Origin of the sequence: Kaistella sp. 97-N-M2, from assembly GCF_021513235.1 — a bacterium.
Classification (GTDB): domain Bacteria; phylum Bacteroidota; class Bacteroidia; order Flavobacteriales; family Weeksellaceae; genus Kaistella.
In genome coordinates, this window is record NZ_CP090976.1 from 1640154 (window position 1) to 1658904 (window position 18751).

General features: G+C 42.0%; 18 protein-coding genes. 13 read left to right on the top strand and 5 right to left on the bottom strand.

Features of this window, described 5'->3' with window-relative positions; genetic code table 11:
• The first annotated feature begins 2 nt into the window (after positions 1–2).
• The 7 genes from L0B70_RS07815 to L0B70_RS07845 all read left to right on the top strand — a co-directional run bounded on the left by L0B70_RS07815 (position 3) and on the right by L0B70_RS07845 (position 8742).
• Positions 3–1181 carry a glycoside hydrolase family 88 protein gene (locus tag L0B70_RS07815; protein ID WP_235141264.1) on the top strand — a complete coding sequence of 393 codons (1179 nt, stop codon included), beginning with the start codon at positions 3–5 and terminating at the stop codon, positions 1179–1181.
• A gap of 19 nt (positions 1182–1200) precedes the next feature.
• Positions 1201–2277, top strand: coding sequence for a glycosyltransferase family 4 protein (locus L0B70_RS07820; protein WP_235141265.1), 1077 nt, complete (start codon positions 1201–1203; stop codon positions 2275–2277).
• A gap of 379 nt (positions 2278–2656) precedes the next feature.
• Positions 2657–3772 carry a glycosyltransferase family 4 protein gene (locus tag L0B70_RS07825; RefSeq protein ID WP_235141266.1) on the top strand — a complete coding sequence of 372 codons (1116 nt, stop codon included), beginning with the start codon at positions 2657–2659 and terminating at the stop codon, positions 3770–3772.
• Positions 3773–4212: 440 nt separating this feature from the next.
• Complete coding sequence (locus L0B70_RS07830; protein ID WP_235143571.1) at positions 4213–4950, top strand: EpsG family protein; 738 nt, start codon at positions 4213–4215, stop codon at positions 4948–4950.
• A gap of 2 nt (positions 4951–4952) precedes the next feature.
• Positions 4953–5846, top strand: a complete 894-nt coding sequence (locus L0B70_RS07835) for a glycosyltransferase family 2 protein (protein WP_235141267.1) — start codon at positions 4953–4955, stop codon at positions 5844–5846.
• The gene (locus L0B70_RS07840; protein ID WP_235141268.1) at positions 5843–6904 is read left to right on the top strand and encodes a glycosyltransferase family 4 protein; all 1062 of its coding nucleotides are present in this window, start codon (positions 5843–5845) and stop codon (positions 6902–6904) included. The genes L0B70_RS07835 and L0B70_RS07840 overlap by 4 nt, the downstream gene beginning before the upstream one ends.
• Positions 6905–7290: 386 nt before the next feature.
• Complete coding sequence (locus L0B70_RS07845; protein WP_235141269.1) at positions 7291–8742, top strand: glycosyltransferase family 4 protein; 1452 nt, start codon at positions 7291–7293, stop codon at positions 8740–8742.
• A 448-nt stretch (positions 8743–9190) separates the two neighbouring features.
• Here the strand turns inward: L0B70_RS07845 and L0B70_RS07850 are convergent, their stop codons facing one another.
• Positions 9191–10174 carry a lipoate--protein ligase gene (locus L0B70_RS07850; protein WP_235141270.1) on the bottom strand — a complete coding sequence of 328 codons (984 nt, stop codon included), beginning with the start codon at positions 10172–10174 and terminating at the stop codon, positions 9191–9193.
• Positions 10175–10700: 526 nt separating this feature from the next.
• On the opposite strand from L0B70_RS07850, the gene L0B70_RS07855 reads away from it, so the two are divergent.
• The 4 genes from L0B70_RS07855 to L0B70_RS07870 are packed head-to-tail and all read left to right on the top strand — an operon-like array spanning position 10701 to position 12263.
• Positions 10701–11459 (top strand): hypothetical protein, encoded by a 759-nt coding sequence (locus L0B70_RS07855; RefSeq protein ID WP_235141271.1) that lies wholly within the window; start codon positions 10701–10703, stop codon positions 11457–11459.
• Between the two features lie 2 nt (positions 11460–11461).
• Positions 11462–11860, top strand: coding sequence for a DUF5675 family protein (locus L0B70_RS07860; protein WP_235141272.1), 399 nt, complete (start codon positions 11462–11464; stop codon positions 11858–11860).
• A gap of 2 nt (positions 11861–11862) precedes the next feature.
• Positions 11863–12081 carry a hypothetical protein gene (locus tag L0B70_RS07865; RefSeq protein WP_235141273.1) on the top strand — a complete coding sequence of 73 codons (219 nt, stop codon included), beginning with the start codon at positions 11863–11865 and terminating at the stop codon, positions 12079–12081.
• Positions 12078–12263 carry a hypothetical protein gene (locus L0B70_RS07870; RefSeq protein WP_235141274.1) on the top strand — a complete coding sequence of 62 codons (186 nt, stop codon included), beginning with the start codon at positions 12078–12080 and terminating at the stop codon, positions 12261–12263. The genes L0B70_RS07865 and L0B70_RS07870 overlap by 4 nt, the downstream gene beginning before the upstream one ends.
• Positions 12264–12541: 278 nt before the next feature.
• Here the strand turns inward: L0B70_RS07870 and L0B70_RS07875 are convergent, their stop codons facing one another.
• Entirely contained in the window at positions 12542–12733 is a 192-nt protein-coding gene (locus L0B70_RS07875; RefSeq protein ID WP_235141275.1) for a hypothetical protein, read from the bottom strand.
• Between the two features lie 582 nt (positions 12734–13315).
• On the opposite strand from L0B70_RS07875, the gene L0B70_RS07880 reads away from it, so the two are divergent.
• Positions 13316–13963, top strand: a complete 648-nt coding sequence (locus L0B70_RS07880; protein ID WP_235141276.1) for an SOS response-associated peptidase — start codon at positions 13316–13318, stop codon at positions 13961–13963.
• Positions 13964–14365: 402 nt separating this feature from the next.
• On the opposite strand, the gene L0B70_RS07885 is transcribed toward L0B70_RS07880, so the two are convergent.
• The 3 genes from L0B70_RS07885 to L0B70_RS07895 form a co-directional block, all read right to left on the bottom strand.
• Positions 14366–14857 carry a GNAT family N-acetyltransferase gene (locus tag L0B70_RS07885; RefSeq protein ID WP_235141277.1) on the bottom strand — a complete coding sequence of 164 codons (492 nt, stop codon included), beginning with the start codon at positions 14855–14857 and terminating at the stop codon, positions 14366–14368.
• Positions 14854–15147 (bottom strand): DUF1778 domain-containing protein, encoded by a 294-nt coding sequence (locus L0B70_RS07890; protein ID WP_235141278.1) that lies wholly within the window; start codon positions 15145–15147, stop codon positions 14854–14856. The genes L0B70_RS07885 and L0B70_RS07890 overlap by 4 nt, the downstream gene beginning before the upstream one ends.
• Before the next feature lie 268 nt (positions 15148–15415).
• A complete protein-coding gene (locus tag L0B70_RS07895; protein ID WP_235141279.1) occupies positions 15416–15772 on the bottom strand; it encodes a hypothetical protein in 357 nt (118 codons plus the stop codon).
• A 2270-nt stretch (positions 15773–18042) separates the two neighbouring features.
• Between L0B70_RS07895 and L0B70_RS07900 the strand changes: the two genes are divergently transcribed.
• A complete protein-coding gene (locus L0B70_RS07900) occupies positions 18043–18273 on the top strand; it encodes a hypothetical protein (RefSeq protein WP_235141280.1) in 231 nt (76 codons plus the stop codon).
• Positions 18274–18751: the final 478 nt, after the last annotated feature.

Sequence of the window (18751 nt, forward strand, 5' to 3'; positions counted from 1 at the left end):
TAATGATTTATTTTTTAAGTTTTTCAGTGGTTGTAATTGTCAGCGCTCTAGTAATGGACGCCATTCCTCAATTCAATATCTGGCAAAGTCGAATTAAAATCGGAAGATTTCCCAATCAGCATATTTGGAATGAGAAAGTTTTCCAAACTGCTAAAAAATGGTTGCATAACACTCCGGTAATTCCCCTGACCGATCATAAAAGATTGATTATTATTGACAAATGGCAAGGCAATTACGACAGACCCGCTATTCAAGTCTGGCAGGAATCTTCTTTGGTTTTGGGTTTAACCGCCTATGCTCAAAAAACCGCTGCTCAAAAAACCGAAAAAGAAATTGCTGATTTTTTTATTTCAAAAACAACTGCGCAGGGTGGCTGGAAAATAAAACCCACTGACAGTGATCACGCAATTCTGGGGTATGCGCTACTGAACGCGGATTTTATAGATGCGGGTAAGTATAAAGCAGCACTTGACGAAACATATCAAATGATTCTCTCTTTAAAGGGCGAAGACGGAACAATTGCCTATAAAAATCATGTGAGACAATTCCGGTTTGTAGATACGATCGGATTCATCTGCCCATTTCTCGTAAAATACGGTGTAAAATTCAATAAACCTGAAGCCATTCAATTAGCTCTACATCAAGTCTTCGAATTTGTAAAATATGGACTGATGCCTCAGGAAAAGATACCGTGTCATACGTATCATCTCCACACCAAGATACCCACTGGATTATTTGGGTGGGGAAGAGGTCTGGGCTGGTTTCTTATTGGCCTGGCAGACACTTATCGGGCCTTACCCGTATTACACCCTCAAAAGGCAACTCTAAAGCACCTGATTATTGAGGTGGCACATTCTGTTTTAAAATTTCAACTACTTGATGGCTCCTACACCTGGCTAATTTTTGATGAGAAAAGCCGCAAAGACTCTTCTACCGTGGCTACGGTGGCATATTTCTTAACCGTCGCTGCCGAAATCCCCGAATTGAAGATAGAAAGTAATGAGGCCAAAGAAAAATGTTTAAATTATTTGCAGAAGGTTACTCGCCGCACTGGTGCCATTGATTTTTCCCAGGGAGACACCAAAGGGATCGGTATCTACTCACAGAATTTTGACATTTTGCCTTTTACACAGGGATTTGTTTTACGAACCTTAAATTTTAGACCGCAGCCTCAGCCTTAACTTTAAAATCAACCTCAAAATGAAACTTCTCTATATCACCAACGGTATCAGCGGCTCCGGCGGCCTCGAAAGGGTTTTGTCGGTCAAAGCGTCCATGCTTGCAGAGGATCTTGGATATGAAGTGCATATGCTGAGCCTGAACGAAATCGCGAAAGACCCTTTTTTCCCTTTTTCAAAAAAAATACGTTTCCATTCTGTAGAAGTGGGAGGCAATCCTGTCACCTATCTTTTACAGTATAAAAATAGCCTTCAAAAAAAAATAGATCAGATACAGCCCGGCATTATATCGGTTTGTGATGATGCACTAAAAGGATTTTTTCTTCCGGGCTTTATTTCCACAAAAGCGAAATGGATTCATGAAAGTCACGCCTCTCTGCTCCTGGCCGATCGCGGCAAAGGAGTTTCCCTTTTTAAAAAAGCTCAACATCGCTTAAAACAGGTCTTAGGGAAACGCTTTACGAAAATTGTGCTTCTCACGGAAGGCAATAAGAAAGAGTGGCATTTGAAAAATCTGGCGGTCATTCCAAATCCTATTCCTTTCGAATCTAACCAAGTTTCGTCATTAGAAAATAAAAAAGTGATGGCTGTTGGTAGTTACAGTTACAATAAGGGGTATGATTTACTGCTCCAAATATGGTCGAAAGCCGAAAAGAACTTTCCGGCGTGGGAACTGCATATTTATGGTAAAGGAACGCATGATCATCTGCACAGTACAGCAAAAGATTTAAATTTAAAAAACATCCATTTTCATGCGCCTGTTCTGGATATTGAGAAAGAATATTTGAATTCTTCTTTATTGGTACTTCCGAGCCGCTCAGAAGGTTTCGGTATGGTCTTAATTGAAGCGATGGGTTGTGGTCTTCCCGTTGTGAGTTTTGATTGTCCAAGCGGGCCCGCCGATATTATTACCGACGGTGAAGATGGCTTTCTCATTGAAAATGGAAATATGGAGATGTTTGCGAAGCAGGTGAGTGTCTTAATGAATGATGATCAACTTCGAAAAGGAATGGGAGCGAAAGCAAAGAAAAATGTGCAGCGTTTTTCTGCCGGCAAGATTGTGCAGCAATGGGATGCGTTGTTCCGAAGTTTGGGGTAAACGCGACTGGCCTCGCAGCCCTTCGCGTTTACACTGAATGATGGCGGCAGTAATAAATTTTAAATCATGTGCCTCGCTGCTTATTCGGAAGTCTCCGTCATCAGCAATGCGTCTTTAAATTGTAGTTAAGTCTTGTTCAATGACCGTAAAATAAGTTTGTCATTAAAAGATTTTCCGTTGGTCCGTCATTGAAATGACTTATTTGTTCTACTGCCCTTTTGATTTTGTTGCGGGGTTCTTCGGGAATCCTCCCAAATAACTTGCTTTTTGGCCGAAATTTGGCAACCTATCTGCAACAATACCCGAAGAAATTACACTTTCTGGTTTCGGACAGTCCGCGGTGCGGCCACACCTCTAAAATTTTTATCTTTGTGCAACCATGAAAATTCTCTACCTCACCGATCAGACCTATCTCCACGGTGGCATTGAAAAAGTGCTTTCCCACAAAGCCAATTATCTGGCTGATGTCTTGGGTGATGAGGTGATCATCGTAACTTACAATCAGAAGGGGAGAAAGCCGGTTTATGCTTTCAGTGCGAAAATTCAAATGTTTGATTTAGACATCAATTACGAAATAGGTAAAAGTTATTTTCATCCCATAAATCTGAAGAAAATTCCAGCACACCGTAATGCTTTGCTGACACTTTTGTGCCAGCTTAAACCCGACGTTGTAATCAGCTGCAGTTTTGGTCCCGATTTTTATTTTTTGCCTTATCTCGAAAAGCAGATTCCAAAGATTAAGGAATTTCACGGCTCGCGTTTCTTTTATACAGGTCCCACAGCTTCTATCAAGAAGAGATTTCTCCAACATTTAAACCGCCTGATAGAAGAGAAATATGAATGCATTGCGGTTCTGAATGAATCTGAAAAGGCGTTTTATACGAACTCCCACATCACTATCATTCCGAATCCGGCAGAATTGACAGCCGAGCAAACCGATTATATCTCAAAAAAAATCCTGGCTGCCGGTAGAATTTCTCCCGTTAAGAATTTCTCTGATCTGATTGAAGCTTTTGCTCGCCTAAGCAAAGATTTCCCGGAGTGGGAACTGCACTTCTTTGGGGAGGATTACCTCTCGACCCAACAAAAACTCGAAGATCAGGTTCGCACTTTGGGACTCAATGATAAGGTCAAATTTAAAGGGGTGACCTCTGATCTTAAAAAGGAGATGCAGCATTACAGCATCTATGCGGTGACTTCCGAAACCGAATGTTTTCCCATGGTCTTGCTGGAGGCCCTTTCAGTGGATATCCCTATCGTTACCTATGATTCGCCAACTGGTCCGCAACATATTGTGAGAAATGGAAACGATTCTTTTCTCGTTCCTTATAAAAATTTAGATATTTTTACGGCACAATTAAAAATGCTCATGTCAGATGAAAATTTACGTCGTAAAATGGGACGTGCCGCACGTGAAAATGTGCAACGCTTCAGTATTGATAAAGTCATGCAACAATGGAAGGACCTTTTTACTCACTTAACCACTAAACCTTAACCCTGTCGAAATCCGGAACTGAAGCTTTCAAAATAGGGTTTGGAGCTGAACCTTAACCTTAACCTTAACCACAACCTTAGCCTTTGTTCGATTGGATATTCCTTAAGCAGTTACACTGCGATCTATTACAACATGATGATGATCCTTATGCTCGTCACGCTTTTTCATGCATACCAAAATGATTTGTTCGACAGGGGAACGAAGAATTTCTCGGCAGGCCTCGGTTTTACCTTACTCGTCATGATGATCCTCTATTTGGGAACAAGACCGGTGAGTTATACGTTCGGAGATATGGGAACGTACGGCAAATTTTTTAATCTGGTGGCTGCGGGTGAAGTGCCGGTGATAATCAAAGATTATCTTTTCAATTATTTTCTAATCGCTTCCACCAACATAATGAGCGACCGCTTTTTTTCTTTCTCTGCGCGGTTATCTATATTATACCGTGTTATCTCTTTTCGAAAAAATACTGTGGCTCTTACTGGTATTATGTGTTTTTTATTTTTGTGGGTTCTTATATGTTCTGGCCTTTTGGTACCAATGGCATTCGGAATGGCTTGGGAACTTCAATTTTTATTCTAGCGCTCTACTTCTACGAAAGACGATTTTTAATGTATGCTATAATGGCTTTATCATTTGGTGTTCATAGTTCCCTAATTATTCCGATTGCCGCTTTCGCAGTTTCGGGTGTTTATAAAAATCCCAAAACCTATTTATATATTTGGTTGGCTGCTATTCCACTTTCCCTAATTGGGGGCGGATTCTGGGAAAGTTTCTTTGGCGGTCTGGGTTTTGGGGATGATACGCGGGCTGCAGATTATTTAACCAAAGGAAATGTAAATAACGATCAGTTCGCTTATACCGGCTTTCGGTGGGATTTTCTCTTTTATTCCTCCTTTGCCGCTTTTGCGGGGTGGTATTTTATCTTTAAGAAAAAAGTAACAGATACCTTCTATATTCATATATGGGGCACCTATATGATCGCTAATGCTTTCTGGATCCTTGTCATTCGCGCGAATTTCTCTAACCGCTTTGCGTACCTTTCCTGGTTTTTGATGGCACCCGTTATTGCTTATCCGCTGTTGCGGTACAAACTATTTCCGAATCAATATAGAGTTGTTGGGGTGGTAATTGCCGTTTATTATTTATTTACCTACTTTATGTTTTTAAAAGGATAATAATGAAGAAATTAACCGTTTTTACCCCCACATTTAACCGCGCCTATTGCCTTGGCGATTTGTACAAGAGTCTCTGTGCGCAAACTTCGCAGGATTTTCTTTGGCTCATTATTGATGACGGCTCCACGGACAATACAAAGGATCTGGTGGATGAGTGGCTGGCGGAGCAAAAAATAGAAATTAAATATCTTTACAAAGAAAATGGTGGAATGCATACCGGCTATAATGCAGCCTATAAAGTGATCGAGACCGAACTCAACATGTGTATGGATTCCGATGATTACTGTACCACTACCGCAGTGGAGGTCATTCTCGACCATTGGCAGAAGAATGGTTCGGAAAAGTATGCCGGGATTCTCGCGCTGGACAGTTTAAAAGACGGCAGTGTCATCGGTGACCGCTTTCCCGATAATTTACCTGAAACCACTATTGGCGGGTTCTACTGGATCCACCGTTTGAAAGGCGATAAAAAACTGATTTACAGAACCGACGTGGTGAAAAAATACCCAAACTATCCGGAATTCGCAGGCGAGAAGTTTGTGCCGATATTTTGCCTCCCCTTTATGATCGACAAAGATTACAAAATGCTCACGTTGAATGAAGTGGTTTGTGTAGTAGAATACCGTGACGATGGGTCCACGAAAAATATTGTGCGCTCATATTTTAATAATCCCAAAGGGTTTAATTATTCGCGGACCGTTCGAATGATTTATTCTCCTTCATTTAGAGACCGCTTTCGCAATGCGGTGCATTATGTTTCCGGAAGTATGATCGCCACGAACAGAAGGTTTCTTGCCGACTCACCGAAAAAGCTCCTCACTTTCTTTGCGGTGCCCTTTGGCTTGTTGCTGTTTGTGTATTTAAAAATGGCCGTCAAATTAAAGAACCAAATATGAAATTACTTTTTTTGACCAAATACACCGCTTTAGGCGCCAGCAGCAGGATGCGGACGTTTCAGTATCTTCGGCATTACGAAGCTGCGGGAATCGATTGCACGGTTTCCTCCTTTTTCAATGATGCCTATCTCCATAATTTGTATGGAGGAAAACCAAGCAGATGGTCACTTTTCAATTTTTATATGAAAAGGTTTTTGGTGTTTTTTACCGTCTTTAAGTATGATAAGGTTTATATCGAAAAAGAAATTTTTCCCTATTCTCCACCTTTTGCGGAGTGGCTTCTATTTCTAAGCGGTAAAGATTACCTCGTTGATTACGACGACGCGATATTTCACAATTACGATCGCAATTCCAATTTTTTCATTCGAACTTTTCTTGAAAATAAGATCGATATTGTCATGAAACATGCGGAGGTCGTAATTGCAGGAAACAGCTATCTCGCCAAGCGGGCGGAAAAAGCGGGCGCAAAAAAAGTTATCATTGTTCCAACGGTAGTTGATTTAGAGAGATATGTGCCATCGGCTGAATCTACAAAAGGAAGAAAATTCATCATTGGGTGGATCGGTACAAAAACGACTTTTGAAAAGCACCTTCTTTCCATTAAAGACTGGCTCCTCAAAGCGCAGGATCTTTTCGATCTCGAAATACATATTATCGGCATTACTGAAAATGATGTTTTCCTCGGCGATCACGTCAAATATGTGCCCTGGACGGCAGAAACTGAGGTTGAAGCAATTTGCAAGATTGATGTTGGCATTATGCCCTTGCGGCATTCTCCCTGGGAAGAAGGCAAATGTGCGTATAAGATCATTCAGTATATGGCGTGTGGAAAACCCGTGATTGCCTCAAATGTGGGAGTGAATGCGGAGATGTGTTTAAATGGGGATACCGGGTTTTTGGCAGATACGGAAGAGGAGTTTCTAGAAGCTTTACATTTCTTAATCAACAATAAAATGAGCGGCGAAAACATGGGCAAAAAAGGCCGTGCTTTGGTTGAGAAATCCTTCAATATTGAAAAAACGTCTAAGAAGATGGCAGAATTAATTCTGGGAAAATAGTATTTAAAGTCTCTGTTCCTCAAATTGCCTGGATGTCGGATCGAGTTGTATTTTCCACAAGTAAAGTTAAAGTAATAAATATAGCCATCAGAATCATTTAAATTAACGGGGTGATTTTTTTGTGGGTGTCAAAAAGAAATCTTTATCCGCACGCGAGAAGGCCAGGATCGAATGATCGGAACTTTTGCAAGAGACGTCTTAGCGTTGGAAACCCTACTCAAAAAACACCTTCCCACTTAGCTTCTGGAACTTTCGTGGGGGAAAAAATCTATTTTTTACGGGAAACCGCATTATTTTTTATATTATTGCAGTATAAAACACAAATGCTATGAAAAATATTTACAAATCCGGCCGGACTTTAGAAAAAGTCTAAATACAGTTGATTCATGAAAAAATTAATCAGAATCACTTCTGTGCCGATTTCTATGGAGAAACTCCTGGGTAATCAGCTTAGTTTTATGAACGGTTTCTATGAGGTTACCGCGGTGTCGTCGGATGAAGAGTATCTGCAACGCCTGGCGCAAAATCTGGGAATTCAGCACCATGCGGTGGAAATGACGCGCGAAATTACGCCGCTAAAAGACCTGAAGTCTATTTACAAAATGTATCGCTTTTTTCGGAAAAACAAACCCGATATTGTGCATTCGCACACACCTAAAGCGGGTCTTGTCTCCATGATCGCGGCTTATCTGGCGCGGGTGCCCGTGCGCATGCATACGGTGGCAGGCTTACCGCTTTTGGAAAGTACAGGCTTTAAACGACAGCTGCTCTCGCGTGTGGAGTGGTTAACCTATCGTTTTTGTACGAAAGTGTATCCGAATTCGGCTGCGCTCAAAAATATTATTCTGCAGGAAAAGTTTTGCGCGGCCTCCAAACTAAAGGTCCTGGGAAACGGAAGTTCGAACGGCATTGATCTGTCTCATTTTAGACCCACGGCGGTCTCAACGGCTGAGAAGATGGCGCTGCAAAGAGACCTGCAAATTGAGGAAGACGATTTCGTCTTTGTTTTTCTGGGCAGGATTGTAAAGGACAAAGGGATTAACGAGTTGGTTTCGGCGTTTAAAAGTCTGTCGGAGATGCCGGCTGACCAGACATATCCGCGGCCGGAAAACGGCGACAAATCACACCTTATTCAAATGCGGTCGCCACAGCTTTCCGCCGCAGACGACCTCCGCCAAACCTTTGCGAATGAGCGAAATCTCATGAATACCAGCGGACAATCGGTTACGGGGCTTGCACTCCGGCAACGTCTGAGCCGCGTTTTATACCGGAAACCCGCAGTGATGCGTGATGGTTATGGCCGACTAAATGGCTCGAGTGCTGGTGCAGGCGATTATACGGCGCCACCCTCCGAAAACGGACATGTATTCCAGGCCAAGTATCCGAAAATAAAACTTCTTCTTGTGGGTGCTCTGGAACAGGAGCATAATCCGATTCTGAACATTACGCTATCTGAAATAAAACGAAATGTCCAGATCATCTCGACGGGGTATGTTCAGGATGTACGGCCTTATCTGGCGCTCAGCCATTGTCTGGTGTTGCCCAGTTACCGTGAAGGTTTTCCGAATGTCGTATTGCAGGCGGGAGCGATGGGCGTGCCGAGTATTGTAACCGATATTAACGGGTGCAACGAAATTGTAGAACATGGTCATAACGGACTCATCATTCCTGTAAAAAATGACCGGGCATTGCTGGCCGCCATGCAAAGCGTTGTGGATGATGAAAATAAACTGCAACTGCTTCAAATGCACAGCCGCAAAAAAATCGTGGATAAATACTGTCAGAAAAGAATCTGGGAGGCTATTTTGAATGAATACCGGGAGATCGCTGGCACCTAAGGAGGTACGTTAACCGAGGAACAGCGTGGCGAAGTTAGTGTAAAAGGTCTCGATACAAAATTATTCTTCGCTGCGCTTCGAATAATTTCACTCGACCTGACGAATGGTTCTACGTAACCCCTATCGTCACTTCGAGTAGCGCAACGCAGTGAAGCGTATCGAGAAGTTTTATGGAAGGTCTCGATACAAATTATTCTCCGCTTGGCTGCGAATAATTTCACTCGACCTGACGCATTCGACCTGACGACTGGTTCTATGTAACCCTCATCGTCACTTCGAGTAGCGCAGCGTATCATGAAGTTTTATGGAAGGTCTCGATACGAAATTATTTTTCGCTTCGCTGCAAATAATTTCACTCGACCTGACGCATTCGACTTGACGGCGCGTTGTTTCGAATAATTTCACTCGACCTGAGGGATGGATCTATATTTCCGGATGTGCAATAATTCTATTTGAATCCTCCGATGATTTCTTCCAGCGTAACCTTACCAAAAAACTGGGTCAGATCGAGCTGAGAAAGTTTCAGCCTTAGGGCATTGAGGTCGTGTTTCTGACCGACAAGCTCCTGTTCCAGCAATTCGATCGGTTGGGACGCGAAAAAATCACCGAATATTTTTACTTTGTCTATTATCCCGTGGACGACATCCAGATGAATCTCGATGAAACCCGCGGGAATTTTGATGGCTCTCTTAAAGTTATAATTGGGGGAAAAGCCAAAATTCCAATCCCAGGTTTCATATTTTTCCTGCTGCAGTTTTTTGATGCCGAGCAGATCTTCGTCGGTGAGTATATAGCGTGTCGCATCGGGATGAATCTTGAGGATTTCGCGCGTAAGTAAATCTTTCAGGTCATCGGTTGTTGTTCCTTCAGGCAAATAACCGAGAAGGTTGGTGACGCGGGCGCGGTTGGATTTGGTGGCTTTATCGATAAATTTTAAGGGATTTGCTTTGAGGGCTTCACCCAGGACTTCCATTTCAGAATTGAAAAGGAGGGTGCCATGCTGGATCATTTTGCCGTGACGCGCGAGTTTCGCGTTGCCGCTAAACTTTTTGCCATCCACCAAAAGATCATTTCTGCCCTGCAACTCGGCGGGTACGCCCAGATTATTCAACATCTTTAAAACGGGTTGGGTAAAAAAGGAAAAATCTCCAAAATCGTTTTCGCCCAAAAGTGTGTGAAAAGAAAAGTTGAGATTTCCCAAGTCATGGTAAACCGCGCCACCGCCGGACATGCGACGAACGACTTTGATGTTGTTTTGCTGCACATAATCCAGATTAATCTCGGCGAGCGTATTTTGAAATTTACCGACAATTATGGAGGGCGCATTTACATAGAGGAGAAAAAGGTCTTCGGTAGGAAAGCGGTGGAGTAAGTATTCTTCGGAAGCGATGTTGAAATAGGCGTTGTGGGAAGGCGAGTCGATGAGGAGCATGGGTATTTTTTTTACAAAAATAGGGGAAATTGTTGGATGATGGGTGAGGGGTGGTTTTTGAGGGGTGGTGGAGGGTTGTTGAGGGGTGGTGGAGGGTTGTTGAGGGGTGGTGGATGGTGAGGGGGAACTTAGAGCAGGTGCGCAGAATTTTACACGCCTTATCCATGCATTATCCATGAAGTATCTATGAAGTAAGGATGAAGCATTAAGCATTTGCGCTGGCCTTAATCAGGATTATTCCAAAGCATGTTATACAGGACGAGGACGCAGTAGGCGCCGTTAAGGATCAGCAGGATTTAATCTGGTGCATGGTGGTATTTTGCGGTCATCATTTTTTTGTTTTTTTCGGCAATTTCCGGCGACTTTGGTCGGTTCCGGGCTCTTTATGGTAACTATGGCAAAAACGGCTGTAACCGGCATGGGTGCTTGCTTTGTATAGGTTTGTTGATCAATTTTGTCCTGTGATCACAAGAGGTTTTCACGGATGTACCTTAACATCCGAATGTTCATTTTAAAACTTAAAACAATGGCAAGACAAAAAGGTGTTATTAAACTGCACGGTACCTTAGGTGACATTACCTTTTACCGTACGAGAGATGGCTTTATGGCCAGAGAAAAAGGCGGAATTTCCGCAGAACGGATGATGACAGACCCAAAATTCCAGCGGACGCGGGAAAATATGGCGGAGTTTGGCAGGGCCGGGAAAGCAGGCAAAATTCTGCGGTCGACGATCCAAAGTCTGTTGCGGACTTCGGCTGATCCGAGGATGGTAAGCCGGCTGACAAAGGAAATGGTGAAAGTTATTCAGATGGATGCGATCAACCCGCGTGGACTGCGAAATGTTATCGACGGGGAGGCGGAACTTTTGGAAGGATTTGAATTTAATATCAGCGGAAAGCTTTCCACTTCCATCGTCGCACCGTTTACCGCTACAATCGACCGGGTAACCGGCGACGCGGTCATCAGTATGAATCCTTTCATTCCTACAGACAGCATTATCGCGCCGAGCGGAAGCACGCATTACAAGATGGTGGCCGCAGCGATGGATATTAATTTCGAGACGGCAGCGTATGCTTCAGAACACTCTGAACAACCCGTGCAGCCTATCGATACGGTACTTACAAGTGCGCTGCAGCTGAGTAACAGTTTGCCGGCCGCGTCGGTGAATCCGCTATTCCTTGTTTTTGGAATCAGTTTTTATCAGGAGGTCAACGGTACTTTTTACGAAATGAAAAACGGCGCGTTCAATGCCCTCCAGATTGTGAAAGTTTCAGGAACCCCATAGTGATGGAAGTGCAGTTGATCCGAACCTATCACCCGGAAGGTGCGAATGGAATTCTGTTTTTTGAGGGAAAGCAGCTGTGCCGGACGATTGAACTGCCGTGGCAGGATAACCGCCCACGCGTGTCCTGCATTCCGGAAGGGCGGTATATTTTGCGAAAACGGCAAAGTCCCCGTTTCCACTGGCACTTTGAAGTGATGGGGGTTCCGCAGAGATCCTACATCCTATTCCATGCGGCCAATGAGGCTAAAAAAGAATTGAGAGGATGTATCGCCCCCGTGCTGCAGCACACAGGCGCAGGAAGAGGCAGCGGCTCGCGCCCTGCTTTGGAAAGAATGAAAGATTGCCTGTATCCAATCCTGGATAGCGGCTATGAAGTAACCTTAATCATTAAAAAGGAGTGATCATGAGAAAAGTAGTACGGCGGGTTCAGGAACCCACGCCGAAGTTCTTCCGAAAGATCCGCAATTTTGGACTGATCCTGACGGGCATTGGCGGTGCCATTGTTACCGCGCCTGTTGTGTTGCCTGCTGTAGTGACTACAGCTGCCGGTTATGCGGCGCTGGCAGGTGCAATAGCCAGCATTGTAAGTCAGACTGCGGTGGCGAACGACCGGTTGCGGTGATAACGTTCGACACCTCCCAGCGCATCAGTGCCGCAAGTGGCATGGTACTTATCGTGCTGATGCAGGTGGATGGGGATGAGGTGGTAAAAACCATAATTTTGGCCGGAATTGGCGGAGTTTCCAGCTACCTTGTGACCCTGACGGTTAAGTATCTGATCCATTTTTTCCGCAGAAGATGGTAAAGACTAAAGATGAGCCTCCCGGAAGGGGGGCTTTTTTATGTGGGGGTGGAGGGGTGGAGGGGTGGAGGAGTAGAGGGGTGGAGGAGTGGAGGGGTGGAGGAGTGGAGGGATGGAGGAGTGGAGGAGTGGAGGGGTGGAGGAGTGGAGGGGTGGAGGAGTGAAGGAGTGGAGGGGTAGATTGGTGATTACTGGAGGGTGAGGGGTGAGGGGTGAGGGTGGGCGGGTTGAGGAGTGGATGGGTGGAAGGGTTGAGGGTGATGGGGGGGAATGAAGGAAATTTAGTCGGTGATGAAGTGTTGTACTGCTTCGTAGGGAATGCCCATGTAGAGGGCAAACTCTTCTACCGTGAGGACCTGATGGTCGGTTTTTTGGAGGGATTTTTTGATGGAGTGCAGCAAATTACGGCTATACCGTTCACTTTTACCGGTAATACGCTGAATATCTTTGGGATAGATGCAAAGACGGGTCATCCTGGGTTTCATCGTTTTGATGCTTATAAGAACAAAGTTGAGCAAACAAAACGGAAGTTTTTCGGTAGGCTTTCGGTAGTACCGTAATTTTTTTCGAATAAAACTGTTTGAGCATTGGTGCAGGTGACGACTCTGGGGTTGGAAAGAGGCAAGAACCGGAGTTGCCAACATGGGGTGTACCAAGTGGAAACTAAGGTGTAAAACGTGGGCGTTCGCACGAGTGGAGAAACCACCATCTGAAGCAAATATCTTAATCGCCTTTCTTATGCTTATGCGGCTTGAGTGCCGGATTGTTTGCAGGAGTTTCTTTGTTATCTCTCTGCCGTCTGTCTGGCTTTCCAGTAGATTTTGCAATTTTCTTAGGTCCCGTTTTAATTCCCATGACGGTCAATTTAAAGGATTAATGAACTCAAATTTAGATATATAAATTTAATTTTCAAAGAGCAGTGCGGTGTTTTTTTTAAACCCTGTCCCGGTCGCAGCTTTTCGGCCGCTAACTTTTAATCAGAGAATGCACCCATCTTTTTTTAATAAAATATGTACATTTGGACTGGCTGAAATCAGCGTTTAAATAGAACGGTTATGTGTAATTATGTAGATTCAAGCCTTACGAAGGCAGAAATAAAGGAAATGTATGGTGTGGGATTCGACGGGGAAGACTATGAACCCAAAAAATTTCTGAATGGATTTAGCCATGCACTGGTTCCCGTCATTCTGGATGAGAACCCGGGCGTGGCGACGTCAGCCAACTGGGGACTGATACCGTCGTGGGCGAAGGACCGCAAAATCCAGAAACAGACGCTTAACGCGAGGATAGAAACGGTGGCAGAAAAGCCCTCGTTCCGTCAACATTATAAGCAACGCTGTCTCGTGTTGGTTAAAGGATTTTATGAATGGAAATGGATCGACGCGAAAGGAAAGGTAAAACACAAACATTATCTGACCCTTCCAAATGCGGAAATTTTTTCACTGGGCGGAATCTATGGGCAATGGACCGATGAAGCAACGGGGGAAACGCTTAAAACGTTTTCTATTGTTACGACGCAGGCCAATGAACTGATGACTGAAATCCACAATACGAAACACCGAATGCCGATTATTCTGCCGAAAGCGATGGAAAAAGAATGGCTGGGCAACAGGGATATTCAGGATTTTGCGTTCCCGACGCATGAGGCGGAGCTGAAAGCCATCAATCTTGATGAAGCTTTAAATCCGAGGACTTTATTTTAAGGGGTTTAAGCAAGGTATAACTATATACATAATCGCATTGACATCCGCTACATCACCAACGGCTTCCCCGGTTAGGGCTGACTCGCAGGTGGGTATTAGTGCCGACGGCCGGAATAATTTCCGTGAATTTGTGCAGCAGGATACACCGCGTATTCGTAAGCGACCTTCCGACCGCAGAACGGACTGCGGGACATGCTGAAGCTGCATTCATTAAAAATTTTGGCTATGAGGTTAGAGAAAAAATTCCGAAATTGCGTCCGGCAGGAGCAGAAAATATTCGGAAATAAAAGAGAGCTTTAATCTTCAGGTTGTAAAGGAAACGGGAAACAATCCGACCTATCTCGACCGGCAGAACATACGAACGAATTCCCCTTTTATTGCGACTGCGCAGACTATAGCCTTTCACCCGAATAACTCCTGTAATGTTTTGGCTGCTATGAACACTTTTTGGCTGGTTGGAAGTTTTATGAAATCATATTTTTTGTAAAACTTTTCGGCTTCTTCATCAATGGGGTCTACAACAACAGCAAATGACCCTATTTCTTTTGATATTTCATAACATCTTTTGAGTGCATCAATCAGAAATATTTTTCCCAGTCCTTTGCCCTGATGTTTTTTGTCAATTGCTAACCTCCCCAGTAAAGTGGTTGGAACAGCATTATATGATCTTGGAAGTTTCTTTTGAATGTGTTCCGAAAAACTGCTCAAAGAAATGCTATTATTTGAAAGCGTGTAGTACCCCTGAATTCCTGTACCATTTTCAGATAAGACAAAACAAGCAGATAACTTTCTTTTGATATCTTGTCCGGCCTGTGCTCTCAGATAATTGGTTAAAAGATCCTTTCCACAATTAAAATCTTCCCGATTATGTTTTTTGTTTAAAAGTTCAATCATTCCTTTGAATTTGTTACAAAAACGTTATAATCCTCTAAAGCATTTTTTAGTATTTCAGAAGGTTTCTTGGCTTTTGTAACGGCATCAAAAAAGATTTGGCTGTCTTTTTCAGAAGCTATTATCTGTTCTTTTTCCTGAACAATTTCTTTCGCTTTTTCCTGTACTGTTAATATTACAAAGTCTGTCAAACTTCTGAAACCGCCTAAATATGCAGCTCTTTCAAAGAATTCTTTTTGTTCTTTAGGAAGTCGTGCGTCAAACCGTGCGTGTTCTTTAGTTGCCGTGCTCATACCTGAATATTTTTACAAATGTACGTAAATAATCCGTAATAAAAACAATGTGTACGGTAAATATCTGTACGAAACTGCAGTTTATATTAGAACTAACGTTAGATTACAAGACTGGTAACAACATTTTTCGATTTCAAAAACTATGTCAGTTCAGTCCAATTTAGAGGATTTATTTTTGAATTCTTTTTCCGGTTAGGCAGGTAAAAACAGCGTCGTTTCTCATTGCATAATCCCACCATCACCTTATTATTTACTAATCCCTATCTTGTCAGGACTTTTTATTTTTCTCTTCTATAATCTCTTTTTGGAACGAAGTGATTTCTTCATCGGTGATTTTATCATATTCCGCAGCAAATTCACTTAGATTATAACCCATGCATTCAATGATAACTACGATAGTAGTCATTGCTGATCTTTTTACACCACTGAATGCATTGTTCACTGTTGCTTTAGTAAGATCTGAACTAGAGTTTATTGCTATTTTTTCATAACTGGATACAATATCCTTATTTGGTTCAGCGAGTTGTAAGGTCTTATTACGATTGAGCAAGGTCCGTAAAGTAATCGCTGTTTTTATAATTATAATTTTTTCACCTTGCTTTATCATAGCTGCAATTAAATACATAATGATAAATATTTCGGTATACTATTGTATACCGAAATATTTTTTGGTATATTTGTATCAAATTACTTATAAATGTAGTTTTGCGATACTTCAAAATATTAGAAGCTATTCGCTTAGAATCTCGACTTGAAAACTGGTAATTTAAAAGCAACGAGACGATAAGCTGAAGAGCTCACGACCTAGGCGTGAGTCTCGATCTCTTATCTGTTGCATGGTATACCAGTACCTCAAGTCGGATAATGTTGAGATTTCATGCCGTTTTTGTTTTCCCATGATGTTCGCTTTCTCTACAAATTTCTAAGCCGCTTCACTGTATATGAAAGGAGTAATTGAAATGTTTTGGCTCCCTAAAAGAGATTGACTTCGTCGAACCGCTTTGCTAGGTTTCTTCATTTCGCTTTGCTCCATTCAGAATGACACTTACAATGGTGTGCACAACCATTGCGGCATTACTGCTTTCGCGGGAACTTTTTTCTACTTTTCGTACTTCATCAACCACTCATTTTAAGCCATGAATTTATTGCACGATACCTCATAATACAGATACTTGCTAAAGAGACCCTGACATTCATATCAATGCTCTTCAGAAGGATTTGTTCTTTTTTGCTTCCTTCTTTTATATTTTTTTTAGGAATCAGCGAATCACTTCAGTGATTTCCTTGATGAAGAAGAACCATAAAAATGAAGGAAATATTTTTTTCAGTTCTTTTGTCTTGAAACAAAAGAACCAAAAGTTCAAGACTTGGATTTATTTACTAAAAAATAAAAATTTCTTCTGAGAAAATTCCCAAACTTGCGCGGGAGGATAGGTTGCGCTTCGAATACCAGAGATTGCCGCGCTTCGGACAAAGGGAATTTTTATGTGTGATGTCATCGGATTATCTACGGAAGAAATTTCCATTTTTCTTAACGTAAATAACTCCTAGGTCGATTTGAATACAAGAGGTAGGAAAAGGATAAGAACAACTTAAAATACGTATATGCCAGCTCATATCAATAACTATGATACTTCCTAAAGAGACCCTGGCATTCATATCAATGCTCTTCAGAAGGATTTATTCTTTTTTGTTTCATTCTTTGATGTTTTTTAGGGATCAGCGAATCACTTCAGTGATTTCCTTGATGAAGAAGAACCATAAAAATGAAGGAATATTTTTTTCAGTTCTTTTGTCTTGAAACAAAAGAACCAAAAGTTCAAGACTTGGATTTATTTACTAAAAAATAAAAAATTTCTTCTGAGAAAATTTGACTCCCTTCGGTCGTCGAACCACTTCGTTAGGTTTCCAAACTTGCGCGGGAAGATAGGCTGCACTTCGAATACCAGAGAGTGCCGCGCTTCGGACAAAGGGAATTTTTATGTGTGATATCATCGGAGATTATCTACGGAAGAAATTTCCATTTTTCTTAACGTAAATAACTCCCAGGTCGATTTGAATACAAGAGTTAGGAAAAGAATAAGAACAACTTAAAATACGTATATGCCAGCTCATACCAATCACTATGATACCTCGTAAAGAGCTCCTGACATTCATATCAATGCTCTTCAGAAGGATTGTCTTCAGCGGGGAAGTTCCCACTTTCTACACAGGCTTTCCCGCGGGGCAGTCCGGGCTTTTGCTGCGCAAAAGAGATCGCTTCGCGTTGCTCGCGATGACAATGATGTGATAATGTGGCGATTTGAAAATGCGGTAATTTGAATATTGGTCTTGCTTCACAGAAAAGATCGCTTCGCGTTGCTCGCGATGACATTTAAAATAAAAAAAGGATTGTTCTTTAGCGGGAAAGTTTTTTTTTTCATCATTTGTGTTTGGCTTTCCCCTAAAGCGATCCGGGATTTCGTTCTTTTGTCTTGAAACAAAAGAACCAAAAGTTCAAGACTTGGATCTTTTGGCAAAAAAAATCGAATTTCTTCTAAGAAAATTTCCAAAACTCGGGCGGAAAGAAGATGGGTTTATGTGTACGAAGATTTTTGCCGCCACTCAAACAATGGAAATTTTTAGGTGGTTTCAACTTAGAAAAATCTGTTAAGAAAGAAATTATAATTTTTTCTTAACGCAAAAATCTCCGAGGTCGCGGTATAGTGCAGTAGCATGTTTATTAATTAAAAAGTTAGATATGATGATTACTTATGTTTTCAACAACACCTCCTAAGGAACGTAATAATCAAAAATCACTACTTTCAAAAGGATTGGTCTTCAGGGGGAGAGTACCCTCTTCATAAATTTTTACTTGGCTTCTCCTGGGACAATCCGAGTTTAAATTTTTTTTCATTGATGAAAAATGAACCAAAAATGCAGACTATATTTTTTCAGTTCTTTTGTCTTGAAACAAAAGAACCAAAAGTTCAAGACTTGGATCTTTTTACTAAAAAAATTAAATTTCTTCTAAGAAAATTTCCAAAACTCGGGCGGAAAGAAGATGGGTTTATGTGTACGAAGATTTTTGCCGCCACTCAAACAGTGGAAATTTTTAGGTGGTTTCAAATTAGAGAAATCGGTTAAGAAAGAAATTATAATTTTTTCTTAACGCAAAAATCTCCTAGGTCGGAGCGCAGCGATTATTAATTTAAGAAACAGAAATAATGGACCAATATTATTTTAACGATAGTTCGTAAAAAAAGTAAGTTTTCATATCTAGCTATTTAAAAGGATTCGTCTTCAGCGGGAAAGTGTTCTTTTTTTTCATCATTTGTGTTTGGCTTTCCCCTGAAGCAATCCGGGATTTCGTTCTTTTGTCTTGACACAAAAGAACCAAAAGTTTAAGACATGGATCTTTTGGCAAAAAAAATCGAATTTCTTCTAAGAAAATTTCCAAAACTCGGGCGGAAAGAAGATGGGTTTTTGTGTACGAAGATTTTTGCCGCCACTCAAACAGTGGAAATTTTTATATTGTAAATGTTGAGAGTACAGGATGGGAAGAAATTCAATTTTTCCTTAACGCAAAAATCTCCCAGGTCGGAGCGCAGCGATTATTAATTTA